We start from the raw sequence: 25136 nt of genomic DNA, 5'->3' as shown, positions 1-25136 counted from the left end.
ATAAGCATGTACTCAAATATAACTGTAAGGAGTGATTAGAATGTTAGGATGGCTATGGTCATTAATTGTTGGTGGTGTCATTGGTGCGTTAGCAGGTGCGATTACCAGCCGTGACGTTCCAATGGGGATCATTGGCAATATTATTGCCGGTTTAGTTGGTGCCTGGATTGGTCAAGCATTGCTTGGAACTTGGGGACCTTCGTTAGCTGGTATGGCATTGGTACCCTCAATCTTAGGCGCTATTATCTTAGTATTAATCGTTTCTGCAATCTTCGGCATGCGTAAAAAACGTTAGGCGGTGATTAGATGAGCCGCTTAGCTAAGTTTACGGTGACGTTAGTCGGAATTGTATTGGTGTTATTAGCGGTTTTTGAACTGGGTCAGTTGTACCCGATCCCGTGGTTGACGTCCTGGTTAGCTGATCTGACGATTAACTACCCAATGGTTTGGAGTATCTTATTGATGGTCTTTGCCATTATTGCCGGAATCGTTGGTATCTTATTGGTAATTGTCGGCTTGTTTCGACCAGTTAAAGTCAGCACGTTGACGTATGATGGCAAGGTTGGCCAGTTAACGATTCCGCAACGGGCTTTGGAACGTGATTTGCAGTACCGACTCGTTAATCAGTTGAATCTGATTGATCCTGAGGTTCACTTGAAATTACGGCGTCGTCGCCGGGTACGAGTAAAAATTGATGCGATGGTTAATACTGACGCATCGTTAGAAACCACGGCCCAACAGGCGGCAACCTTGGCACAGGACTATTTGAAGAATCAATTGGGATTGACGGTCGAACAACCAGTAGTGCAAGTTAAGCCAGCAAATCACCAGCGTAAGTTAACCGTGGTGTAAAGGAGGGTCCTGATGAGTAACGCACAGTATGGTTTTCTGATTGGACTGCTTTTAGGTATCGTCTGGGTATTAACCAGTTTTTCGGCAGTCTTATTAGTCGCAGTTTTAGGGCTGATCGGCTGGGCGATTGGACGGTTTGTCCACGTCGATTTGGCTGCAGTTAGTCAGAAGTTGAGTGAGTATTTATCTAAATAATGGGAGGAATTACAATGGCACAACCAGAACAACAATTACAGACTCAATTGACGTTTGATGACGGTGTGATTGAAAAAATCGCCGGTCTAGCTTCACGCAATGTTGACGGCGTGTTATCCCTAGAAGGCGGCATGTTAAGCAATTTAACGAACCGCTTTCGTGATGAAGCTGACCCGACACAGGGGGTTGACGCCCAAGTTGGTAAGAAACAAGTTGCTTTAGATATGACGATGATCGTTGAATATGGTAAGGACATGCGACAAATCTTCAATCAAATTTGTCAACGTGTTCAGCAAGATGTTGAACGGTATACTGGCTTGAAGGTCATTGAAATTAAGGTACATGTCAGTGACGTCATGAGCAAGCGTGATTGGCAAGATCAGGCCACTGGCAAACCAAATACGGATCAATCAACAGATAAGCGGCAAGTTGAATAGCACGGTCGTTTAGAGTAGTCATTGGTAAGACGATTTTTGACAAAACAAGGAGGAATTTTGATGGAAGCAACAGCGACATCTTTAAAACCAGAAGTTGTTTTTGACGATACGGTATTGGCAAAGATTGCTAGTAACACGGCCCAAGAAGTTGAAGGAGTATTGAGCTTACAGGGAAATCTGATTGATGATATTTCCAATCGCTTTACGGATAAGGATCGCCCGCAGACCGGTGTTTCAGTGGATACCGATGACGATGACCAGACGGTTGGAATCGAATTGACGGCCATTCTAGCTTATGGTAAGAATGGTCAGGAGATTCTAGCACGGGTGGCGGATAAGGTTGCCAAGGCCGTTAAATCAATGACTGGTTATCAAGTGACTAAGTTAAAATTAGTCGTTAAAGACATGTTAACGACAGAAGAGTGGCGGCAACAAAATGACAAGCAAGAAAAAGCACCAGAAAAGAAACACCCAGAACCAAAGGATGACGGCCCACATTAATGGCAGCCGTAATGGTTAAAGGTACTCGCAAATTAGGCGGGTACCTTTTTTAGTGATGAGCGTTACATGAAGAAATATCCTGAGCTAAGTTCGTAATTGCGTTTGAACGTTCATAAAGATTGTCCGGAATGACCGTCACGCAACTATCATTATTGTTATGATTCATGAGATGAGTGTACAATAATATCAATGAGGTGATTAATATGAAAATTGGCATGCGGGCCAACCGACCGTTTATCATTACGGATGAACAGCATGGACAAATAGTTTTAAATGCGAAGACAGTTTTGGAAGCGCTACATATGCCAGCAGCGGACCGGAAACTTGGCTCGCTTGAAACGTTTGCGCCGCAAGAATTAGCGGCACCAATCACGGCCCCGCAACAGATTTTTGCGGTGGGGATGAACTACCGCGACCATTCGGCGGAGATCCACATTACGCTGCCGAAGGTTCCAAGTATTTTTACGAAGTTTAGTAGTTCACTGGCACCAGCGAATGTGACCGTGGTGACGCATGGCCCTGAGACCGACTGGGAAACCGAGCTAGTCGTGATGATTGGCAAGGGTGGGCGCGATATTGCGACGGCTGATGCAATGGCGCACGTGGCCGGAGTGATGGTTGGTGAAGACTTATCTGATCGAGCCGTTCAGTTCGAGAATGATAATCCCCAGTTTTCAATGGGTAAATCGTTTGAAAATTACGCACCAGTTGGGCCGTGGTTAACGACCGTCGATGAATTAGCTAACTTAGACGATGAGGTGATCACGACCACCGTCAATGGTCAGACGATGCAGCAAGCGCCGTTGAGCCAACTGATCTTCAAGGTACCGGATTTGGTGCACTACTTGTCGACGGTCTGTGAGTTACAACCAGGTGATTTGATTTTTACCGGGACGCCTAGTGGGACCGGCGTTGGTCGCAATCCCCAAGTCTTTTTGCAAGCCGGCGATCAACTGTGCGGTCAGATTACACATTTAGGGACGTTAAATATCACGATTAAGTAAATAGCCATAGTCGGTAAGTGAGATGGGTGAAGATTTATATTGTAACGCCCAGCACAATGCCGACTTTTTTTGGTACCATAAAAGTAATTATTGAATAGGGGGATACCGGTACGGGACCGGTGAGGAGCAACATGAAAAAAGTGTGGGTCGGATTATTATTAGGAAGTTTATTATTAGCGGGATGCACGACGTCGCCCAAGTCGTCAGCGCCCAAGACGAGTCAAAAAGCAACGTCAACCAAGGTAGCGGCAAAGCAGGCCGCTAGCCAAAAAAATACCGCTAGCAGTGATTCTTCATCACAGGCTGAGGCAACCTTGTGGAATACGGGCAAGCAAGCGGCTTTATCAACGTTTATGGCCGCTTGGCAACGCGAGATGGGCCAGACCTATGTCGGGACGTATGATGACAAGGTCCCGGATCATTTAGGCTTTCGTTTTCCCAATGCTTTGCTTAATGGTAGCTTAGCAGGCCGAATCAAGTGGGGCTCGCAGTCAGTGGATCTCAAGTGGTCCAAGGACGGCGAAGACCGTAGTGAATTTCAAGTGGTGGCGGTCGCAACGGGTGGTAAGGCGGAAGCACAATATCCAAACACGTACTTCTTTTGCCTCCATCATCGGCGACCAGTCGTCTTTGTGACTCAGACGACCAACGGGGACGAGTTGATCATTCATGATACGCAGAACAGTGCTTTGCAAGCCGGCTTTGCTAAGATCATTACGGGCAGTCGACCGACGACGCTGACAGATAGTTCACTGAACGTGAACATGAGTCGTGATGCGAAGGCTAATCAATGGCCTCAAGGTTATCAGGGGACTTGGTATTACTATAATAAGTACGATCACAAGATTAATTCGATGACGCAAAGTGATACCGACGGGTTGAAGCTATCTTATGTGGCAGCTGAGGGACAAAAATGGATTCATATTATGGGGGCCGAGCAGACTGCTGGGGCCGGTAACTTTGAATACGTGCGTTATCATTATTTTGATGGCCGCCAAATTCCAGTATTAATGAATGCTAGTGGTGCGGGGGCCTGGTTCGATAATAACGCCTATCCTTCAGCAGCCGCGGCAAATCAAATGCGTGACTGGCAATATGGGGATGAATCAAAGACCAGTCCGGCCGCTGACTCATTAGATTAATCGAGGGTGTCATGATCGGTAGTGCGGGCAGGGATAAATTAATCACTGTGAAAATATAATATTAATATAAAAGCCGGGACAAATGCACGTAAATTGCCCCGGTTTTCATTTTGTAAAGTTTATGTATATATTGAAAAAGTCGGAATTGTTTTCTGAAAATAATGCTATACTATGACATAAGTTAACGGTGTCAAGACATCTAACGGCCGGCGCATTCATGTGAACGGCACGACATTTTAAAGCTGATTGTCGATCATGATTGCTGTCATTTGGGGGAATGGCGCGACGATGAAGATTACCGTCAACACAAGTGTGTACGATTGGTCAAAGAGTAGGAAATCTAAAGAAAAAAGGTGTAGACATGCAGAAAAATATGGAACACACGCTCAACCTTACGATGACGATGATTTTGAAAATCGGCAGCGCCCGGTCAATGATTGCGGCTGCCTTAGCCGAGATTGCGGCCTATCGCTACGAGGCGGCGCGTGAAAAATTACGTCAGGCCGAAACTGAATTGCTGACGGCCCAGCGGTTACAGGTACGCCGACTGATCGAGAATGCCAAGGCTCAACGGTTTGTGCACTCGACACTCTTTATGAATGCCCAGTCGGCACTAGTCAACGTGATGGGCGAGTTACAGATGACTGAGAATCTGATTGGCGCTTTTGAACGCTGGGAGCCAGAAGCGGCTTAATACGAACGTGAAGCTGACGAGTGAAAGGTCGTGGTACTGGTTCATGATTAGATTTTGGAAGATGGTATTCGGTAGCAACTTAGACGGATAGAGATGGGGTTAAAAAATGACAGTTACTTTTAGTAATGAAGATGATCACAAGTTTCATAAGCTTACTGACCAATGTTTTACTGCCAATCCTAAATTACTGACAAAGGCAAGTATATCAGTACCACTAACTACCCGTACCATTCAGCCACGCCGTTATTTGGTGGTCACCAAGATCAATCAGGCTACCTTAGCGACAGCTACGTGGCAACCAGTCACCGGTGCAATTGCGCTACATAAGCATGAACGTTTGATTTATGATTTGGGAGCGCTATACGTCGGCCATTTTCAAGTTGCCATTGACGTGGCCGGTTCGCCAATGGACGCGCCGTTACTGATGCGGACAAGGTTTGCCGAACAGTTGCAAGAGTTAAGTGTCGATGCTAGTCGCGTGACCAGTTGGTTGCCCACAGCCTGGATTCAAGACGACACGCGCCACGTTGAATTATTGCCGACCACGGTCCAGTTCGAACGCCGCTACAGCTGTCGCTACATCATGTTGGAGCCGGTGGGTCAGTCGCTGAAGTGGCAGCCGGTGTTGGCGGATGCGGAGTTTGAAGAAATTATCGATGACTTTAGACAAGCGGCGTAATATCGTCGTTCGCACTAATGATTATCGATATCGTACGGTGCAAGGAACCGTGTCATCATTAGTGATGGGGGTTGTCGAGAATTAGTTGCTAGTCGCGTGACAAATTCATGGGCGGCAGAGGACGCATTCCACCCGTAATTGTCGTATAATGAATATATTCTTAAAAAACGAGGAGAATAATATGGCAACCACAACTCATTTTTACGAAACATTTCAACCAGAACATTACGATCTTTATATCAATATTAACCGGGCGGATAAGCTGATTTCGGGGAAATCAACGATTACCGGGGATGCTAAGGCGCAGGAAGTGCTGATTCATCAGAATGGTTTGACCATTGCTGGTGTCCAAGCCGATGGTGCGGACGTGCCCTTTACTGTGGATAATGCGATTCAAGGAATTCGAATTGAACTTGCCAAGGCCGGTCAAACAACTTTGACGATTACGTACAGTGCCAAATTGACGGATACGATGATGGGTATCTACCCATCATATTACGAAGTCAACGGTGTGAAGAAAGAACTAATCGGGACGCAGTTTGAAACGACCGCGGCCCGGCAAGCCTTTCCGTGTGTCGATGAACCAGAAGCTAAAGCGACTTTTGATCTTGCCATCAAGTACGATGAACATGATGGTGAAACGATCTTAAGCAACATGCCCGAAGATCATGAAGCCGATGGAGTGCATTACTTTGAAACCACGGTGCGGATGTCGACTTACTTGATTGCGTTTGCCTTTGGTGAATTACAAGGCAAGCAGACGAAGACCAAGAGTGGCGTGACCATCGGTGTTTTCGGTACTAAGGCCCACAAGGCTAACGAGCTCGACTTTGCTTTGGACATTGCCAAGCGCTCAATCGAATTTTATGAAGATTTTTATCAGACGCCATATCCATTGCCACACTCATGGCAATTGGCCTTACCAGACTTCTCAGCTGGTGCGATGGAAAACTGGGGCTTAGTTACTTATCGGGAAGCCTACTTACTATTAGATCCTGACAACACGGCCCTCGAAACGAAACAACGGGTCGCCACGGTGATTGCCCATGAACTTGCCCATCAATGGTTCGGTGATTTGGTTACGATGAAGTGGTGGGATGACCTCTGGTTAAATGAAAGTTTCGCCAACATGATGGAATATGTGGCGACGGACGCCTTAGAACCAGACTGGCATATTTGGGAAACTTTCCAAACGTCCGAAGCATCAATGGCGCTTCAACGGGATGCCACGGATGGGGTTCAGTCAGTCCACGTTCAGGTGGAAGATCCGGCCGAAATCGACTCGATTTTTGACGGTGCGATTGTCTACGCTAAGGGTGCGCGGATGTTAGTAATGGCGCGGGCCTTAGTTGGTGATGATGCCTTACGAGCAGGCTTGAAGCAGTACTTTATCAATCATAAATATGGTAATGCCAAGGGTGATGACTTGTGGAACGCCTTAGCGGATGCTTCTGGGATGCAAGTTGGAGACATCATGCATTCATGGCTGGAACAACCTGGCTATCCAGTGGTCACGGCAGCGGTTGTTGACGGTCAGTTGACCTTGTCACAACAACAGTTCTTCATCGGTGAAGGTGAAGAAGTCGGTCGTCAATGGCAGATTCCGTTGAATAGCAACTATGAGGCGGCACCAGCGATTATGAAGGACCAAGCTGTGACGGTCGGCGATTATGCTAAATTACGTGATGCGAGTGGGCAACCATTTCGCTTGAACGTTGGGAATAACTCCCACTTCATCGTCAAGTATGACCAAACGTTATTGGATGATATTCTAGCGCACGTTGATGACTTAACGGCCATTGACCAGTTACAGTTGTTACAAGACTTACGCTTATTAGCTGAAGGTCGTCAAATCTCATACGCAGCCGTTGTGCCATTATTAAGCCGGTTTGCAGCCAGCCATTCAACGGTCGTTAACGCAGCGTTGTACCAAGTTGCGGGTAACTTACGTAAGTTTGTTACGCCAGATTCTGATGAAGAAAAGCATTTACAAACGTTATTTGACCAATTGAGTGCCGCTCAGGTTAAACGGTTAGGGTGGTTGCCACAAGCTGGTGAATCTAACGATGATCAGTTGACGCGGCCATACGTCTTGAGCGCGGCTTTGTACGCCAAGAATAGCGCGGCCGTATTAGCTGCCCATGAGTTATTCGAAGGTAATCGTGATAAGTTAGCGACCTTACCAGCCGATGTGCGGGTCTTCATTTTACGGAATGAAGTCAAGAACTTTGGTAGCAAGGACTTATTCGATAGTTTATTGACGGCGTCACGGCAAACAGCCGATGCTAGTTACAAGGCTGACATTTGTGACGCATTGACCGCAACTACGGACCCCGAATTAATCAAACAGTTAGTTGTGAAGTTTGAAGATGCTGATACGATTAAGCCACAAGACTTGCGGGCCTGGTTCCGCGGCGTCTTGGCTAATCCAGCTGGTGAACAAGCAGCTTGGGATTGGATTCGCGACGAATGGTCATGGTTGGAAGCCACGGTTGGTGGTGACATGGAATTTACCACTTACATCACCGTCATTTCCCGGGTCTTCCATACGGCTGAACGTTTAGCAGAATTCAAGGCGTTCTTTGAACCAAAAATCAATACGCCCGGTTTAACGCGTGAAATTAAGATGGATACTAAGGTAATCGCCAGTCGCGTTGCCTTAGTTGAAGATGAACGTGATGCGGTGAATGCGGCGGTCGCGGAAGTTGTAAAATAAGTTAATATTCGTTATAAAGGTAGTTCGGTGCTGGACGTTTCAGCGCGGGCTACCTTTTTAGTTTGTGCGGTAAGCTCTTTTGTCCCTTGATCTTTCATGTATAATAAAGCCAGATAGATTTTTTAACACGAGGATGAAGATATGCGATACAACAAAATTGAAGAAAACATTGGCGACATTGAGCCGGTTGTAGAAATTGTTCCATATAATACTGGTTATAATGTTAGCCTACATAGAGATATGCAGAATAGAGAGCTGATATTTGAATATCCGACAGTCTATTTAATTTATGATAAATTAGGTTCTGGCCGCAGTAGTAATGACCCTAAGTTCAAAGTTTATGTTGGAGAAACTAACGACATAAGTAGAAGAACACGACAGCATTTAAAAGATACTGGAAAGTCACGGATGGATTGGAAAGCATTAAATGAGAGTCATAATTCACAGATGATTGTAATTGGGGACTATTATTTTAACAAATCCCTAACGCTCGACATTGAAAATAAATTGATGATGTATTTATTAAGTGCGGAGAGTGTTACTCAATTGAATAATCGACGCTCAAATCCGCAGCGAAAATACTTTATGTCGGATCAGTTTGAGAATGTGTTTGAAGGAGTCTGGCAAACGCTTAGGAAAAAAAAGCCTGAGATTTTTCCGGAAAAATCAGAAATTGAAAATTCTGCTGTGTTCAAAGCGTCACCTTTCCACTCTTTAAATGCTGAACAGCATGAAAGTAAGAATGAGATTTTTGGTAAAATCGAGTCTGCACTGAAGGAATCATCTACGGAACGCGGTAAGACAATCTTTATTGCCGGTCAGGCAGGAACTGGTAAAACCGTGTTGTTGAGTAATTTGTTTTACGACTTAACGAATAGTAGTTTAGTGCGGAAAGATTCAGTATATTTATTAGTTAATCACGATCAACAAAAAACAGTTTATAAAACGATTGCACATAAATTAGGTTTGGATCACGAACATAAAGACATCGTCTCCAAACCTACTCATTTTATTCAGAAACATACTGGTGCGGCAAAAGTTGATGTTGTACTAGTTGATGAAGCTCATTTACTCCTGACTCAGGGAAAGATGGCATATCGGGGACATAATCAGCTAGAGGATTTATTAAAGTTAGCCAAAGTGGTAGTTATTGTGTTTGATAAGTATCAAATACTAACTACCGAGGGATACTTGGACGACATGGCTGTTCGAAAATTGGAAGATGATGCTGAACGTGAAGGCAATCGAATTGAGCTAACACATCAGGAACGAATGATTGCCGAGCAGCGTACTATTGACTGGTTACGAAATTTTGCAATTGATGGGCGCATTAATGTAATTCCAGATGATGCACAATATCAACTTAAAATCGCGACATCTCCGGAAAAACTACACGCTAAAATCAAGGCACTAGATCGATTGAAAAATAGTAACGGTGCTAGTCTTGCCAGAATGTTGGCAACGTTTGATTGGCCATATGTTGAGAAACGAAAACCAAAAGATGGTGACTGTTGGCGAGTAAAGATTGGGACGTGGAGTTTGCCATGGAATTTGCAGATTCCTATTTCTCGCCAAGAAAAGCGAAGAAACAAAGGGCTAGCTTGGGCCGAACAGTTTCAAACAATTAATGAGGTCGGCTCAACATTTACAATCCAAGGTTTTGATTTGAATTATGCTGGTGTGATTATCGGCCCATCAGTGAAGTATCGAGACGGAAAGTTAATTTTTGATAAACAAGCTAGTAAGAATAAAAAAGCCACGAATCAACGAACATGGAAACATCAAAAAATTGACGTTTCCGAAGAATTGTTACGTAACGAACTAAATGTTTTATTAACTCGTGGTGTCCATGGGTTATATATTTTTGCTGTCGATGAGGAACTACAACAGGCCTTACTAAGGGCAGCTGGAAATCAACATATTTTGAGGTGATTTAATTGAATTATTCGGAGATAGAACAAGCATTAATCGAATTCCGTAATAAAAAAGGCTGGCAGAAGTATCATAACTTGAAGGATTTGGCAATTTCTCTAAACATTGAGTCTAGTGAAGTTTTGGAAATTTTTCAGTGGCATAATGCTAATCAGAAGTTGGATAATAGAGAAAATCAACATTTGCAAGAAGAATTAGCTGACACGTTAATTTATATATTTTATATGTGTGAAAAGCTACAGGTTGATCCATTTGAGATTGTTGCTCAAAAAATGAAAATCAATCAATCAAGACATTGGGATACGGAGAGGAAAACACAATAGTAATGAAGAGGCTAACTTACAATTTAATTTATTAAGTGCCAAAAGTTAAGTTGTATTGAGACGGTAGTTGCTAGATGTTTATGATAATTATTAAATGAATATTATTATTGTGAGGCCAGGGTAAACATGTCAAATGATTAATCGTTTCTACTTCACAGTATTTAAGTTGTGTTCAGCCATTAAATTGACATATGACTTCATTATGAGTGATATAGGCGATATACTAGTACTTGCCAAAGACTGTATGGCGTGGTAGCGAATGTCGGCACTTGTTTCGCAGTTTTTAAGCCTGATTATTATTAGATTGACAGTGGTTGATAGTTCATTATAGGCGACCATTGTTTGGCGACTGCTTATGAATTGTCAATTAACCGCAATAACACGCACACCACAATAATCCACGTCTTTCTGATCGCCAAACTGCTGCATGACCTCGCCGTGCGTGACGCAGGCGATGCAATCGTAAGATGCGGCATACTTATTCAAAGTTGCCAAAACTCGGGCCTTCATTTCAGCTGCTGATTCGTAGGGGAGGGGACTAGCGGTGGTGCGCTTGCCGGCGTGTTGTCGATAGAGCTTGTAGGCCGTGGTCGCTTGTTCATCGGTATCAGTCCGACTACCCGTGTTATCGGGTAGCCACTCGTGTAATCCAAGTTCGACCTTTAGTGGGATATCATTAAAACGCACAATTTCCAGTGCCGTTTGTAAGGCGCGTGTGTAGGGGGACGACAGAATTAATTGGACTTGTGCAAATAACGGCTGCTGGGCGCATTGTTGTGCCAGCATAATACCACGGTCGGTTAAGCCGCCGAGTTCACGGCCGAAACCAGTTAATCCAGCTGTAGTGACCTGTTGATAAGTTGGTTCGGAGTGACGAATGAGATAGACTTTCATCGATTAGGACTTCCTTCATCGGAATTATAATTATTAATTTCATTATAGGCACCTTTGATCAGAAAAAACGACACTTCGAAAAATGAAGTGTCGTTTTCGTTAGACCTGATGACGTTATGATTGCCGATGTTTACCATAGAACCCGAACGTGACGATGGATAATAACAGTCCTAGGATGACCGCTAATTTGCCAGTCTGTTCGTTGGTTTGTGGTAACTGGGCTGAGTGTTCAGTGACGGGACTCGTTGTTTTGACCAAACTTGCCTGGGCGGCCGCGGGTTTAAGCGTTGGTTTCACGGTCGCTGCTGGTTTTACAGCTACCGCTGGTTGAGTCGGCTTAATGCGATCCGGCTGCGTTACGGTCGTTCCTGGTTCGTTAGGCGTCTCGGGTGTGGTTGGCTCAACAGGCTTAATCGGCTTAGTCGGTTGTTCCGGTTCTTCGGGATCAATAATATCGTCGGTACCAGTCGTGTCAGTTGCTTGGTAGACGTACGTGACGTCTACGTTATCAGCAGTGAAGAGACCCATGGCATTTTCCGGCTGACCAACGAGTTCATGATCAGTGAACGTCAGGGGCACGGTTTGATAAGTGGTTCCCGTCTTGCCGCTCAGCACGGTTGGTTCGTTTAGTTTAATGCCGTCCTTGGTCATGTAATGCACCGTAACGGTTCCTTGGGTATCTGGAATTGTGGGGGTGTTTACAGTGTAAACATAGGTCACAGTCTTCGCGGTAGTTCCGAACGTCCCACTGACGTCACCCTGCACAGCCTTGAAGGTGTAACCATCGATAACCAGCTGTTCAGTCGAGTAGCTGTCACCTAAATACCCGCTGTGAACAACGTCAGGATGGATAGACTTACCATGCTCATCCAGATACTTGGCAGTGACGGGTAGCCCAGCCGTCCGTTCATAGACGTAGGTCACAGTCTTAGCAGAAGTCCCGAACGTCCCACTGACGTCACCCTGAACGGCTTTAAAGGTGTAGCCGTCGATAACAAGTTGTTCGGTCGAGTAGTTGTCACCCAAATACCCGCTGTGAACAACGTCAGGATGGATAGACTTACCATCTTGGTCCTGATACTTGGCAGTGACCGGCTGTCCAGCTGTCCGATCGTAAATGTAAACGACGCGTTGCGGCTGTACAGTATAGGTCCCAGTCGTGTTACCCTGTGTCGATTTTACCGTATAGCCGTTAATGTTCAGCGGTGACGTTTCATAGGGCCGTCCTAATTGACCTTGACCGCTTAATACGCTATCGGCGGCTAACTGCTGGCCGTTTTCGTCTAAATACTGAACCGTGATGTCACCCGCATCCTCGCGAGTGTAGACGTAGATGACGGTTTGCGCTTGGTCGCTGAATTGCCCAGTAGCGTTCGCCGGCGTTTGAATTAAGCGGTAGTTTTCAATCGTCTTGGCGCTAGTCTGATAGGGGCGACCGAGCTGACCGTCACCAGTTAGGACGTCGTCGGGAGCTAAGGTCGTGCCGTTAGCGTCTTGATACTTCACCGTGATATGGCCAGCATTCGAGCGCGTATACTGGTAAATAACGGTTTGCGCGTCGGTTGAAAAGGTCCCGGTGGCGTTCGCAGGTGTGGCGACTAGGTAAAAGTTAGGAATTGAAATGGCTTCCGTTTGATAGGCTGCTCCTAGCTGTTCTTTACCGTCTAAAAGCTTGTCGGGTGCTAGTGGGTTACCAGCACTATCTTGATACTTAACAACGATCTGGCCAGCATCGCGGCGCACATAGACGTAAATGACCGTCTGTTCCTGGTCTGTGAAAGTGCCCGTGGCGTTTGTCGGCGTTGTCGTCAGGGTGTAATTTTCAATATCCAACGGTTCAGTCGTATAGGCTTGGCCGAGTGATTGGGAGCCGGAAATTGTCTTATCGGGCTTTAATTGTTTTCCCTGCTTATCTTGATATTTCACCGTAATGTTACCGGCGTCTAAGCGGACATAGACAAACGTGATGCTTTGCGGATCAGTCGTGAAAACGCCAGCCGCATTGCCGATAGTTTGCTGTAATTTAAAATGGTCAAAGGTTGGCGCATCTAAATTGTAGGCGTTACCGAGATTGTGTTTTCCAGGTAGAATTTGCGGTTCGTAGACTAAGTTGCCGTTAGCATCGACCATGTGAATCGTAATGTCGCCGGCGTCCTTACGAGTATAGTAATAAGTGACGGTCTGGGCATCCGCTGTGAAGACACCACTGGCATTGCCGACAATGTTCGTAAAGTCATAATTTGGTAGCTCGTCATCAATGCGCTGAGTCGTGTAAGGCTGACCGACGATTCCGTTTAAGGTGAGGTCAGCGGTGACTAAGGATTCACCGGTAAGCGCGTCGACGTATTTGACCGTGATGGGCGCAGCAGTGGCAGCTAAGACATACGGGCGGACGACGACAAAGTTGTTACCGTCAGAAGCGGCAGTCATGAAATAATAATCGTCCATGGGAATAACCGTGGTACCGTTAAAGGTCGGACCTGTTAGTCCGGGTTGCTGGGGCTTCATATTCGTGTAGTAGATATGACCGTTGCTGTCGTAATTACCACCGCCCGCACCGTTAAAGTACCAGCGAACGTAAAGCTGACCGTTTTTGTAGAAAACAGTTTCACCGACGCCATTATTGGGCTTCAGTTGAACTTTAGAGCCATCTGGCAAATAGCAATCAATCGCCAGCGTCGCAATATTATTATCTGCACTAATATAGGCGGGTGGTAAGGTGATAAATTGGTTACTGAATGTGCCTTTCAGATTTTTAAATCCTTTAAGTGGCGAAAAATCTGAAATGTGGTTATAGGCGGCATCGACCTCCGTTAAATTCTTTAAGTTTGCGAGCGGTGAAATGTCCGTGATCCGGTTTTGCTGAATATTGACCACTTGGAGTTTTTGTAAGTTGGCTAATGGTGAAATATCAGTGACATCACTATAGTAACTGCCAGACGGTGCGTTCAAGTTGTTGTTGAGCCAGACTGTCGTAAGGTTAGTGGCATATTGCAGTCCTTCTAATGAGTAGGAAGTCTTGCCGTCGATATAAGTGTCCTTGCCATAGTAGGTGGTCAGTAGTAGCATATCTGCCTTAGTGATGTCTGCAGCTGAGTTCCAGGTACGATCTGGGTTCTGTTTGCGCAGTTGACTGAGTACCTCTTGTTGCAATAATGTGTTTGGCATCCAATCGTTAATATTTTCTGACGCGGTGCGGCTAATGGCACGGACGACTGGTTGGTTAGTTTTCAAAACTAGCTTTTCCTGGTTTACATTGGTAACAATTTTATCATCGGTTGACGCTGAGCTAGTCGCTGACTGAGTATTCACCTCGGTGGTAGTGGAGTTGGACGGCGCAGGTGCGGCTTGCTGGCTTGGTTGCTTGGAAGCTTGATTATCGGTTGTCGTTGCTTTAGCTTGACTATCAGTCGCTGATTCAGTGTTTGATTCGGTAGTTGGTTCAGTAGTTGATGCGGAGGTTGTTTGAGCTGGTGCGGTTTGAGTTGGGTGCTTAATATCTGTGGTCGGTGTTGATTCTGACGTGGTAGTTGCTTGAGATTGTGATGCTGGATTTGCTGATTGTTGTTGTGGGTTGGTGTTCACTGACGACGAGTGCTCAGAGGGACTTCCGGTTGATGTGGTGGGTGACGTGGCTGCGACTGCTGACTGGTCGGATTTTATCGTGGATACTGATGTAGAAGTATCCGCTTTCAAATTGACCTGAGTAGCGTTAACTTGAGTATTCGTATTCAACTGACTGTTGGTCGGTTCGTTGGTTGTGGTCGTGACTGTATCGTCGGCAGCCGCCGCCTGACTGGCAATCGTTAACGTTGTCAGTATCATGGCGGTTGCGCTCGTGATTACCCATCGCGATTGGTGACGTTTATTCTGATTATTAACATTGTTTGGTTTCAAAGATCCCCACTCCTTCAAAATACTTATATAATGTCGTTGACAATTTAAGGGTAACATTGTCATTGCCGTTAGTCTAATAAATGATAATTTAATTATTGGGAGCTAATTGTATCTGTCAATGTCAGCTGGCTGCATAATAGTTGACGTAAGCATAAGATTGATTATAATTTAAATGGTAATAATTACTATTTATCAGGAGGCACCCATGATGGAAAAACAAGATTTAGCAAGTGCGCGCAGGCGTCTACGGGGGACCAACTTAAAATCGCGGAAACGCGCATTGAAGATTTTACATGATGCCCGACGTAACGCCAGTAAAGCCAAATAGTATCAGCGAACGTTAGCCAATTTGGCTAACGTTTTTTTGTTAGCTGTGCGGTATGATTAAGATACAGGAATGAGTGGAGGACATGTGGATGGAAACAACTTTGGTGATTATTCGGGGGAATTCTGGGAGTGGCAAGACGACGCTAGCGCAGGCGTTGCAACGACGCGTGGGCCATCATACGTTGCTAGTGTCCCAAGATGTCGTTCGTCGCGACATGCTGATGAGTCATGATTACCCGGGAAATATTTCAATTGGTCTGATTGAACAAATTGCGTGCTATGGGCTGGGACGTGTGCCTGTAGTCATTGTGGAAGGCATCTTAGCACGTGATCGGTATGGAAAAATGTTGGCGCGGCTTAGTCAATCGTTTCCACGCGTCCTTACTTATTATTTTGAAGTGAGCTTTGCCACGACCTTGGCGCGCCATCAAAATCGTCATCGTGATTTTGGTGTGGAAGACATGCGTCGGTGGTGGTTTCCACATGATACGTTGGGCGTTGCTAACGAAGTCTTAATTGGCGAGCAACAAGATTTAACAACGGAAGTTCAACAAATTATGACTGCCATGTATGATTGTGACTAAACAACCATGAGTTGATTGGTTTGATCGTGGTTGAGGATTAAGCTGAAATCATAAAGGGGGCGAGCCAATGTTACTCGCAGCATTATTGAAAACGCGTCGTTGTCAGTATGGATTGACACAGGCGCAATTAGCGTCCAAGTTATTTGTTACGACTCAGGCGGTGTCTAAGTGGGAACGCGGAAAGGCGATTCCGTCAATCGATAATTTACTGGCACTGTCGGATCTGTATAATCTATCCTTGGATGAATTAGTTCGTGGTAGTGCTTTCTTTCCAAAGCCATATGTTGTTGGTCGGCGACTAAGCTTTGGGCGACTTCTGGGTCTCGGATTATTTTGGCTATTTGTTTGTCTATTATTTACTGGTTTTGGTTATCAGCCGTGGTGGCTCTTTTTATCACTTTATATTGTTGGATTGATTGTGGTCGTTCCAGTGGGAATCAATAGTTACTGGGTGATTCAGCCTGCTACCATTGAGTTGCATACGTATGCTGCATCGACATTGACGAAGTTTCGCCAAATTGTGTTCAATTGTCCACGGTGCCAACTAATCCACTATACAGATCTGCAGCGAGTTACCATCAGTTATCGGTGTCGCAAACGACTTTCACCATTTGATTTCAATCCGGATTATTTTCAATTGATTTTAAAGACTAATGCCCAAACTTATCAGCTGGAATGTGCGTTGAAGGCCAGCGACTATTTACCGCAATTTGTCAGTTATTTGCAACGACAAGGTGTGACGGTTGATGATCCTCAACAAGTTGTGGAATTGTTAGTTTCAGGAAAGTCGTTGTATCAACATTTTCATACCGAGACTTGATCTTGAGTGGTTGCAACCAACCGTTGCGGTAGCGCTTAAGTGTGTTGCAATGAATTGGTGCACCCAATAGTCTAGTATTTTAATAGAGGAGCGGGTAGGATGAAAATTGTGATTGGTACTAAAATAAAAGAGCAACGACAACAGCATGAATGGTCCCAGCAGACGGTGGCGGAGCGGTTACACGTCTCACGGCAAACTATTTCCAAGTGGGAGTTAGGGAAAAGTTATCCAGATTTAGAGTTGTTGGTAGCACTGAGCAAACTATTTGCTGTCTCGACGGATGAGTTATTAGGTTTGAGCAGAAGACCTGTTCAGCGACCATGGTGGCAGTTGTTATTGCGTAAAAGGAGTCGAACAGATATGACGGTGAAATGGTACAGCGGGGGGCAGGATCGGGCACGTGTTGCTGTGGGCATAATTAGTGATTTAGTTGCTAATCTAAATACCACGAATGAGCAACCGTTACGACAGCTGCTGGCAACTTATTATCAGGAACTATTGGAACAACGAACTGGTTCAGTACTGGGAGTATTCGACAGAATGAACTTAGACATCTCCAAATGTCTGCGGCAGCAACAAATCAAACTATCACCAGAAAATGAGCAACTAATGCAACAGCTGGTGGGGTTGAACATGATTTACTACCGGTGATTTATTTTGAAAGTAAAACGCAAACTGTCAATCATCTAGCTTAATAGATGCTGACAGTTTGCGTTTTATGTTAAAAATCAATCGCAGGATTAAAGGTTTGACAAGCTTGTTCGACTAGATAAGCAATCGGTTTAGCTAGCACGTGACTTGGTAAGTAGGCAATACTAAAATCAAGGCTGAGCTCGCTTGTTGGTAATTTGAACGCATTGATAGGGTACTTGGCTGGTTCAGTGGCTAGTCTTGCCAACATTGCAGTGGCTAGAACAATGCTACCAAGTCCTTGAAGTGTCAAGCTTAGTGCAAAGCGAGAGTTATCGACTTCAATGAGTGGAATCGTTTGAATGCCTTTATCGGCAAAGTAATGGTCAACCAGTTCTTGAAAGCGAGCTTCACCGACTGCACGGATGACAGGCTCACCAGTCATTCCTGTAAGAATGGTGGGGGTGAACGGTCGCCAAAATTGATTGGACTGATATATTCCGGCTGTTTTTGGAATGACTAAAGACAAAGAAATTGTCTGCAAAGGGATGGTTTTGACGTTAGTTTGATGAATTGTTTTGCCAATAAAAAAGTCTAGCTGATGACTAGCTAGCAACGTTTCTGCTTTTGATGTTGTGATTTCTAGTATTTTAGTGCGAATGTTCGGAAAACGTTGATAAAAAGCAGGTAGTGTTTGACTAAACCAAGCATTAGCCATTGGTGGTGTAATCCCAATCGTCATACTTTGATACTTATTTTGACTGATTTCTTTAAGTTCAGTGTTCATTCGCTGATGGAGACGGGCGTCACTTTGCAAATAAGTCAGTAATCTTTCTCCAGCATAAGTTAATTCAAGTGGATGATGGCCGCGGTCGATTAAGGGGGTCCCAAAATGAGTTTCCGCACTTTTAATTGTGCGGCTAATGTACGGCTGACTGATGAATAAACTTTGTGCAGCTTTCGTCATACTATTGTGCTGTTGAATAGCTTCTAAAAATACTAACAATTTATTTTCCATGAAATCGCCACCTTTAATGCTTAATCTTATTAAAATCAAGTATAACCCATTACTCATTTGTAATAACAGATAATCAGATTGTTATTTCTATAAAAATGAAAGCGGTTATATAATACAGATGTAGTTAAAAAATGATTCTGTTTGTGATTTAAATATCAATTTCAATTGTGCTTTAGAATACGTTAAATGGATTTTGAAAGGGTGGTCAGCATGCTCCAAAAAATGAATCAGGTTAAATGGGATTATCAATATGATACGGTAGTTATTGGCTTTGGTGGTGCCGGGGCGACAGCAGCGCGGTTTGCGGCGGATGCACATGCGAAGGTATTGCTCACGGATGCAGCGCCGAATGGTCATGAAGGAGGCAATACCCGTTATTCTGCCCAACTCTTAGGAACGGTAGATAGTTTCGATGAGGGTAAAAAATATTATCAAAACTTAACGGCACCCATGCAATTAGACGATAGTATGGTTGATACTTTCGTAGCGGGCATGGCGAATATGCGCGACTATGTTCAAAAGTATCTCAATGTTGACCCGGTGAGTGTCAAAAATGATTTTACAGCTGCTGATTCTCCAATTTCATTAGACAGTGCAGTTCATGAGTTTCCTGAATTTGATGGAGTCCAATCCTATGACTTTACAACTGTCCATCATGGCATTTTTGATGCAGCTTTGTGGAAAATTCTTCGACAAAAAGTGTTAGATCGGCAGCAACAGATTGATGTCTGGCTTAGTGCTCCGGCACAACATCTGATTCAAGATCCCACTACGAATACAATTATCGGTGTCCAAATCGAACGTCAGCATCGTTTAGTTAATGTTCGAGCTACCAATGGTGTAGTCCTAGCATGTGGTGGTTTTGAAAATAATCAACAAGCCATCCAGGACTACCTTGGTGCTGAGCACTTGGCACCATTAGGCACGCTGTTTAATAAGGGTGCTGGTATTAAGATGGCCCAAGAAGTTGGCGCGGACTTTTGGCACATGCAAAATTATGAATCACTCGGATTTTTACATGGTCTTTCGATTGCCGTACCACAAGGTGAACGTGGTCGCTTGATTTTAGGCTGGCCGGAAGTGAACCATGGTAGCGTTATTACGGTGGCTGATGACGGTAGTCGGTATTTTGATGAGAGTGAAGCCAACCGGCACGGTCACATTTATGATCATGGAATGTGGCGAGTACCGCGGACAAATGTCCATCCATACTTGGTTTTTGATGAAACTCAGTATCAACAGATGTTAGCAAGTCAATATACGCCGATTAATAATCTCACCGATTTAGTTGTGAAGGCCACTACTCTAAACGACTTAGCACGAGTTATGGAAGTTGATGGTACGGTACTTACCAAGACCGTTCATGATTTCAATTATTTTGTTGAGTCTGGTACTGACTACGCGTTTAATCGGCAGGTTGATACGATGCGGGCATTTGATGGTGGGCCATATTATGCGCTTAAGTTAACAAACAACGTACTTAATACCCAAGGGGGGCCACGTCGTAATGACCGGGCAGAGATTTTAGATGCAAATCAGCAACCTATTCCGCACTTGTATGGTGCAGGTGAGTTGGGCGGTATTTGTGCAAATCAGTATCAAGGTGGCGGTAATTTAGCTGAATGCCTGATTTTTGGAAAAATCGCTGGTGAAAATGCAGCTAAACCTAAGGAAGAAACGATACAATTAGTCGATGAAAAAGCAGTGGCTAAGCCGGATGCGAATACTAGTGCTTCGGTGCATCAGACTGGTGCCAATGATTTGCTAGCTGAAGCATCACCGGACATCACAGTTGGTGAACACCAATACTTAGGGCGCTCAGATGATGGCATTGGTGGGCAAGTTGTGGTTCGTATCACGTATGTTGACCAACAATTAACTCATGTTGAAGTAGTTGAACAACATGAGACTGGTGAAGTTGGTGGTCAGGCAGTTGCCGAATTGCCGGCAAAAATGGTGGCTGCTAACACTTATGATGTGGATGCAGTTTCCGGCGCTTCTGTATCGAGCCGTGCCATCAAGGCCGCAGTCAAGGACGCGCTATCCCAGGCCAAACAGACCGTGTCAAATGATTAACCACTGATCGCACAATCCACGAATCACCTAGTGCTTTTAGTATCTTTTAGTGCGTAATACCGGTAAACTAGAATTAACAAATTCAATCAATGGAGGCCGCTCATGCGTATTACAAAAACGAGTTTACTCCTCAGCAGTTTATCATTGGTACTCAACACGTTGTCATTGATTATAGCAATTCGCAAGTATCGATTACAAAATCACTAATCATTAGAAATTCAAAAACACCGCTGTGACTAACGAACGCATTAGTCGTAGCGGTGTTTTTGGTTTTATTAAGCTTCATAATCCGTCAAATCAGCCAAGAAGCGTTGAATCACCGCAAGTTCTGCTGGTGAGTAGTGTTCATGAAGGAGCGTGATTGCTTGATGATTGCGGGTTGCATGCATCTTATCATGATAGCGGGCCAGCTTACGACCACTCGGCGTTAAGCGGTAGAAGATCTTTTTGTGATCATCGGGTTGCTGGAATGAGCCAATTAAGCCCTGCGTTACGAGTCGTTTGGCTGCCCGGGTCACACCACCTCGAGTGACGCCGAGGTTAGTGGCTAAGTCGATGCCCGTTTGTGGACCGGCCTCTAGTTCAGATAATAAATGTAGGCCAACGATGGAAATATCCGGCAACAGGCGGCGTAGATTGGCTTCGGTGATATGCTGCTGTAACCATTTCTGTTCACCAGTAGTGGAAGCACGCTTGGTTCGAATCGTTTTGAGCTGCGTTAGAATTGTCTGTTCCGTGGATATTGACATCGATTGATCCCCCTTAGATAGTTGTGCGTCATGGCGACTGGTTCTCGTGGTGGTTAGCGCGCAATTATCAATTAATCATTAGCTTTTATTACTATTATTATACCGGTTTTAAAATTCACCGGCGAGTTTTTCTGCTGCTACCTGTGCGGCAGTGATGGCCTGTTCTCGCTGTTCTGGAAATTGGTCCAATCCTTCAATGAAGATGGTTCGGTAATCCTGAATCCCATACAGTTGCATCATGCCACGGAGGTAGGGGTCGCCTGCTTCAACCTGGTTGTGCTGATCAGGTTGGTGATAGTAGCCACCCGCAGCCTGAATGTGTAAGACGTGTTTGTCGGGTAATAAGCCGACCGGGCCGTTGACCGTGTACTTAAAAGTTTTACGGGCGACTGCGGTTAAGTCTAAGTATTGTTTGAGTTCGGCTGGAAGAAAGTGATTGTACATTGGATTAACGAAGACGATCTTGTCGGCTGCTAGAAATTCAGCTAGCCAGGCGGCGTGACGGCTAAGTAGTTCAGCTTCCACTGACGTTAGTTCTTCACCGTATTTTTGTTTACGCCAAGCTTCGAAGGTTGTGTCGTTCAAAGCGGGAACGCCGTCCTGATAAAGATCGCGTGTCGTAATCTCATCGTTCGGATGGGTTTGCTGATACGCAGTTTTAAAACTCGCTGCAACGGTCAGTGAGGCACTGGGGACGGTCGTGTGTGGATGAGCATTAATCATTAATAATTTTGTCATTTTAAACAGCTCCTTAATTTTGTTGACAAGCAACATTTTATCTTGAATATTGTTGCTTGTCAACAAATAAGATAAAAAATTCCCCACACATTCGAAAATGCGTGGGGAATTTAAAGGATGCACGATTAATTTTGATTAACCAATGCTACTAGCACTAGGTTGGAGCGACTTTACGGGTAAATACGGTGCAACATACGTGGAAACGGAATGGTTTCGCGAACGTGATCTTGCAAAGTGATCCAAGCCAGAAAACGTTCCAGACCCATACCGAAACCGGAGTGCGGCACCGAACCATATTTGCGTAAATCGAGATACCACTCGTAATCCTGCAAGTCTTGACCGCTGGCTAGTAACCGTTCCTTCAAGTAGTCATAATCCGTTGAGCGTTCGGAACCGCCGATGATTTCGCCGTAACCTTCAGGTGCTAACAGGTCAGCTGCAATGACGACATCATCGCGCGTCGGGTGTGCCTGCATGTAAAAGGCCTTGATTGCTTTGGGATAGTTTAAGACAAAGACTGGTTGGTCAAAGTGTTCTGCCAAAAATGTCTCTTCCGGTGAGCCAAAGTCGACACCCCAGTCGACGTCAAAGCCGTTCGCTTGGAGTAGTGTAATAGCATCGTCGTACGAAACTCGCGGAAATGGGAGCTTGGTGTACTTTTGCAACGTCGCAACATCGCGGTCCAAAACGGCCAGTTCGTGGGGGCAATGGTCAATCACGGCTTGAACGAGGTAGGCCACCAATTGTTCTTGGACTTCCAGACTTTCATCTTGATGTATCCAGGCCATTTCAGGTTCAAGTTGCCAGAATTCTGTTAAGTGGCGACGAGTCTTGGATTTTTCGGCCCGAAAAGTTGGTCCAAACGTGAAGATTTTGCCGAACGCCATTGCGCCAGCTTCACCGTATAACTGGCCGGATTGTGATAAATAGGCGTCCTGACCAAAGTAATCAGTTTTGAATAATTCAGTCGTCCCTTCAGGAGCGGAACCGGTCAAAATCGGCGCGTCAATCTTAATAAAACCGCGGTCATTGAAGAACTCATAAACGGCTCGAATGACCTCGTTGCGAATCCGCATAATTGCGTTGGGACGCGATGACCGTAGCCAAAGATGGCGATGATCCAACAGGAAATCAATACCATGGTCCTTGGGCGTGATCGGGTAGTCGTGACTAGTCCCAACCACTTCAAATTGTGAGATGGCAAGCTCGTAGCCAAAGGGGGAACGGGTATCTGCATGAATCGTGCCGGTGACCCAGAGGCTAGTTTCTTGCGCGAGGTCGGTCAGTTGTGCAAAAGCTGTTTCACCGAGCTCGTTTTTGAGAGCTACCCCTTGAAAAGTTGCAGTGCCATCGCGTAATTGAAGAAAGGCAATTTTGCCGCTAGAACGCTTATTACTGATCCACACCCCAATTTTAACTTGTTCATTGACATGGTCAGCGGCGTTGATAATACTAATGGTTTCCATGATATTGATCACTCCTTCTTGTTGGATTTTAAATCAGATTAAAGTAAATGAATGTTATGTTCGGCACATTGGTCGATCATGGCTTGTGGCCACAAGGCAGCTTGTACTTCACCGACATGGGCTTTGCCAAGTAATAACATGCAGAGCCGTGATTGACCAATCCCGCCACCGATCGTGTAAGGGACGTCCGCGTTCAAGATCATTTGGTGGTATGGCAAGCTAAGCCGGTCTTCGGCGTCCACGTCTTTAAGTTGTTTCTTCATTGATTCAGCATCGACCCGGATTCCCATACTTGAGATTTCGATAGCTTGGTCTAATGGTTCATACCAGAAGAGGATATCGCCGTTCAATTTCCAGTCATCATAGTCGGGGGCGCGGCCATCGTGACGTTCGCCGGAATCAAGCTTCCAGCCAATTTGCATTAAGAAGACACAGCCGAGTTTCTTGCAAATGGCGTTTTCGCGTTCGCGCGGCGTCATGTCAGGGTACATGTCTTCGAGCTCTTGTGTGGTTAAGAAGTGAATTTCGTCTGGTAAGTGGTGAACGGCTTGTGGGAACTTGTACCAAACTTCGTGTTCCATGTGCTTGATCACTTTAAATATTTGACGTACCGTGGCTTTCAAAGTTTCAACGGTTCGTTCTTCCTTACTGATCACTTTTTCCCAATCCCATTGATCAACGTAGGCGGAGTGGTAATTGTCTAAATCTTCATCCTTACGAATAGCGTTCATGTTCGTGTAGAGACCTTCATGCATATCAAAACCGTAGCGCTTTAAAGCGACCCGTTTCCACTTAGCAAGTGAGTGAACGATTTCGATTTGTTCATCACCCATGTCTTGCATAGTGAAGGAGACAGGTTTTTCGACACCGTTTAAGTTATCGTTCAGACCAGTTTTCTTTTCAACGAACATCGGTGCTGAAAGCCGAGATAAGTTTAGTTGCTTCCCAAATTCATCTTGGAACGTTTCACGAATGTAACGAATGGCCTGTTGGGTTTCTTTAACGGATAATTTAGGATCGTAATCCTTTGGAATAATTAAATGCATATGCGTGGTCTCCTTTAAAATAAGTTCAGATTTTAGTTACAGGATAAAAAGAAAAGAGCCTTCCATCCCTTGAATTATCAAGGGACGAAAGACTCTTTCGCGGTACCACCCAAGTTGTTTACCTTACAGTAAACCAGCTTTAAAATAGTGTACAAACATACACCACCGATGGTAACGTACCGGTTAACGGCTAATCCTACTTTAACGAGGTTATTTCAGTTAGCAACTAAGAAAGTGTTTTTCGGATTAGTCAAGTTCTGGTCGGGTTTCCACTCACTCCCGATTCACTGGCAGGTTGACTAATCGTACTCCTCTTTCCTCCGTTTTTTATCTTGTGACATTTATATTAGCACGATTCTGGTATTTGTAAACCACTAAATTAAAAATAAATTAGTTTAGTCTCATGAATTCACCAT

Annotated in this window: 24 protein-coding genes and 1 other annotated feature; of the genes, 17 read left to right on the top strand and 7 right to left on the bottom strand. The window is 44.9% G+C overall.

Annotated elements, in window-relative coordinates; translation table 11 throughout:
- The first annotated feature begins 40 nt into the window (after positions 1 to 40).
- The 12 genes from E5260_RS11635 (at position 41) to E5260_RS11580 (ending at position 10475) form a co-directional block, all read left to right on the top strand.
- Positions 41 to 295, top strand: coding sequence for a GlsB/YeaQ/YmgE family stress response membrane protein (locus E5260_RS11635; protein ID WP_003641172.1), 255 nt, complete (start codon positions 41 to 43; stop codon positions 293 to 295).
- Between the two features lie 11 nt (positions 296 to 306).
- Entirely contained in the window at positions 307 to 852 is a 546-nt protein-coding gene (gene amaP / locus E5260_RS11630) for an alkaline shock response membrane anchor protein AmaP (RefSeq protein ID WP_003641173.1), read from the top strand.
- Positions 853 to 864: 12 nt separating this feature from the next.
- The gene (locus E5260_RS11625; protein WP_003641174.1) at positions 865 to 1047 is read left to right on the top strand and encodes a hypothetical protein; all 183 of its coding nucleotides are present in this window, start codon (positions 865 to 867) and stop codon (positions 1045 to 1047) included.
- Between the two features lie 14 nt (positions 1048 to 1061).
- Positions 1062 to 1484, top strand: coding sequence for an Asp23/Gls24 family envelope stress response protein (locus E5260_RS11620; protein ID WP_003644046.1), 423 nt, complete (start codon positions 1062 to 1064; stop codon positions 1482 to 1484).
- A gap of 60 nt (positions 1485 to 1544) precedes the next feature.
- Complete coding sequence (locus tag E5260_RS11615) at positions 1545 to 1985, top strand: Asp23/Gls24 family envelope stress response protein (protein WP_003641176.1); 441 nt, start codon at positions 1545 to 1547, stop codon at positions 1983 to 1985.
- Positions 1986 to 2188: 203 nt separating this feature from the next.
- Positions 2189 to 2989, top strand: coding sequence for a fumarylacetoacetate hydrolase family protein (locus E5260_RS11610; RefSeq protein ID WP_022637931.1), 801 nt, complete (start codon positions 2189 to 2191; stop codon positions 2987 to 2989).
- 131 nt (positions 2990 to 3120) lie between these two features.
- Positions 3121 to 4131: a DUF4767 domain-containing protein gene (locus tag E5260_RS11605; protein ID WP_003641178.1), complete on the top strand. Its 1011-nt coding sequence runs from the start codon at positions 3121 to 3123 to the stop codon at positions 4129 to 4131.
- Positions 4132 to 4492: 361 nt separating this feature from the next.
- Positions 4493 to 4825, top strand: a complete 333-nt coding sequence (locus E5260_RS11600) for a PTS lactose/cellobiose transporter subunit IIA (RefSeq protein WP_015825253.1) — start codon at positions 4493 to 4495, stop codon at positions 4823 to 4825.
- A 106-nt stretch (positions 4826 to 4931) separates the two neighbouring features.
- Positions 4932 to 5504, top strand: a complete 573-nt coding sequence (locus E5260_RS11595; RefSeq protein ID WP_003641180.1) for a hypothetical protein — start codon at positions 4932 to 4934, stop codon at positions 5502 to 5504.
- Positions 5505 to 5685: 181 nt separating this feature from the next.
- Positions 5686 to 8220: a M1 family metallopeptidase gene (locus E5260_RS11590; protein ID WP_022637932.1), complete on the top strand. Its 2535-nt coding sequence runs from the start codon at positions 5686 to 5688 to the stop codon at positions 8218 to 8220.
- A 141-nt stretch (positions 8221 to 8361) separates the two neighbouring features.
- The gene (locus tag E5260_RS11585) at positions 8362 to 10152 is read left to right on the top strand and encodes a DUF2075 domain-containing protein (protein ID WP_003641182.1); all 1791 of its coding nucleotides are present in this window, start codon (positions 8362 to 8364) and stop codon (positions 10150 to 10152) included.
- Between the two features lie 5 nt (positions 10153 to 10157).
- Complete coding sequence (locus tag E5260_RS11580) at positions 10158 to 10475, top strand: nucleotide pyrophosphohydrolase (protein ID WP_003641183.1); 318 nt, start codon at positions 10158 to 10160, stop codon at positions 10473 to 10475.
- A 363-nt stretch (positions 10476 to 10838) separates the two neighbouring features.
- Here the strand turns inward: E5260_RS11580 and E5260_RS11575 are convergent, their stop codons facing one another.
- Both E5260_RS11575 and E5260_RS11570 read right to left on the bottom strand, forming a co-directional pair.
- Positions 10839 to 11369 carry a histidine phosphatase family protein gene (locus E5260_RS11575; RefSeq protein ID WP_003641184.1) on the bottom strand — a complete coding sequence of 177 codons (531 nt, stop codon included), beginning with the start codon at positions 11367 to 11369 and terminating at the stop codon, positions 10839 to 10841.
- A gap of 114 nt (positions 11370 to 11483) precedes the next feature.
- The gene (locus E5260_RS11570; protein WP_024002937.1) at positions 11484 to 15266 is read right to left on the bottom strand and encodes a MucBP domain-containing protein; all 3783 of its coding nucleotides are present in this window, start codon (positions 15264 to 15266) and stop codon (positions 11484 to 11486) included.
- A gap of 208 nt (positions 15267 to 15474) precedes the next feature.
- On the opposite strand from E5260_RS11570, the gene E5260_RS11565 reads away from it, so the two are divergent.
- From E5260_RS11565 to E5260_RS11550, 4 genes are all read left to right on the top strand, one after another.
- Complete coding sequence (locus tag E5260_RS11565) at positions 15475 to 15594, top strand: putative metal homeostasis protein (RefSeq protein ID WP_003645748.1); 120 nt, start codon at positions 15475 to 15477, stop codon at positions 15592 to 15594.
- A gap of 88 nt (positions 15595 to 15682) precedes the next feature.
- The gene (locus E5260_RS11560) at positions 15683 to 16177 is read left to right on the top strand and encodes a kinase (protein WP_024002936.1); all 495 of its coding nucleotides are present in this window, start codon (positions 15683 to 15685) and stop codon (positions 16175 to 16177) included.
- Positions 16178 to 16244: 67 nt separating this feature from the next.
- Complete coding sequence (locus E5260_RS11555) at positions 16245 to 16997, top strand: helix-turn-helix domain-containing protein (RefSeq protein WP_003641188.1); 753 nt, start codon at positions 16245 to 16247, stop codon at positions 16995 to 16997.
- A 99-nt stretch (positions 16998 to 17096) separates the two neighbouring features.
- A complete protein-coding gene (locus E5260_RS11550; protein ID WP_003641189.1) occupies positions 17097 to 17648 on the top strand; it encodes a helix-turn-helix domain-containing protein in 552 nt (183 codons plus the stop codon).
- Positions 17649 to 17718: 70 nt separating this feature from the next.
- Here E5260_RS11550 and E5260_RS11545 read toward each other — a convergent pair whose 3' ends face one another.
- On the bottom strand, positions 17719 to 18645 hold the full coding sequence (locus E5260_RS11545) for a LysR family transcriptional regulator (protein ID WP_003645746.1): 927 nt from the start codon (positions 18643 to 18645) through the stop codon (positions 17719 to 17721).
- Positions 18646 to 18831: 186 nt separating this feature from the next.
- On the opposite strand from E5260_RS11545, the gene E5260_RS11540 reads away from it, so the two are divergent.
- Positions 18832 to 20721, top strand: coding sequence for an FAD-binding protein (locus E5260_RS11540; protein ID WP_003641191.1), 1890 nt, complete (start codon positions 18832 to 18834; stop codon positions 20719 to 20721).
- 275 nt (positions 20722 to 20996) lie between these two features.
- On the opposite strand, the gene E5260_RS11535 is transcribed toward E5260_RS11540, so the two are convergent.
- From E5260_RS11535 to asnA, 4 genes are all read right to left on the bottom strand, one after another.
- Positions 20997 to 21470 carry a MarR family winged helix-turn-helix transcriptional regulator gene (locus E5260_RS11535; protein WP_003641193.1) on the bottom strand — a complete coding sequence of 158 codons (474 nt, stop codon included), beginning with the start codon at positions 21468 to 21470 and terminating at the stop codon, positions 20997 to 20999.
- A gap of 108 nt (positions 21471 to 21578) precedes the next feature.
- Positions 21579 to 22208, bottom strand: a complete 630-nt coding sequence (locus E5260_RS11530) for an NAD(P)H-dependent oxidoreductase (protein WP_003644060.1) — start codon at positions 22206 to 22208, stop codon at positions 21579 to 21581.
- Between the two features lie 170 nt (positions 22209 to 22378).
- Positions 22379 to 23674, bottom strand: a complete 1296-nt coding sequence (gene asnS, locus E5260_RS11525) for an asparagine--tRNA ligase (protein ID WP_003641195.1) — start codon at positions 23672 to 23674, stop codon at positions 22379 to 22381.
- Positions 23675 to 23712: 38 nt separating this feature from the next.
- Positions 23713 to 24720 (bottom strand): aspartate--ammonia ligase, encoded by a 1008-nt coding sequence (gene asnA, locus E5260_RS11520; protein ID WP_003641196.1) that lies wholly within the window; start codon positions 24718 to 24720, stop codon positions 23713 to 23715.
- Between the two features lie 77 nt (positions 24721 to 24797).
- Positions 24798 to 25050: a binding site (T-box leader), on the bottom strand.
- Between the last annotated feature and the right edge of the window lie 86 nt (positions 25051 to 25136).

This window comes from Lactiplantibacillus plantarum (assembly GCF_014131735.1).
Classification (GTDB): Bacteria; Bacillota; Bacilli; order Lactobacillales; family Lactobacillaceae; genus Lactiplantibacillus; species Lactiplantibacillus plantarum.
The sequence above is the reverse complement of the archived record's forward strand: the minus strand, read 5'-3'. Positions and strand labels throughout refer to the sequence as shown.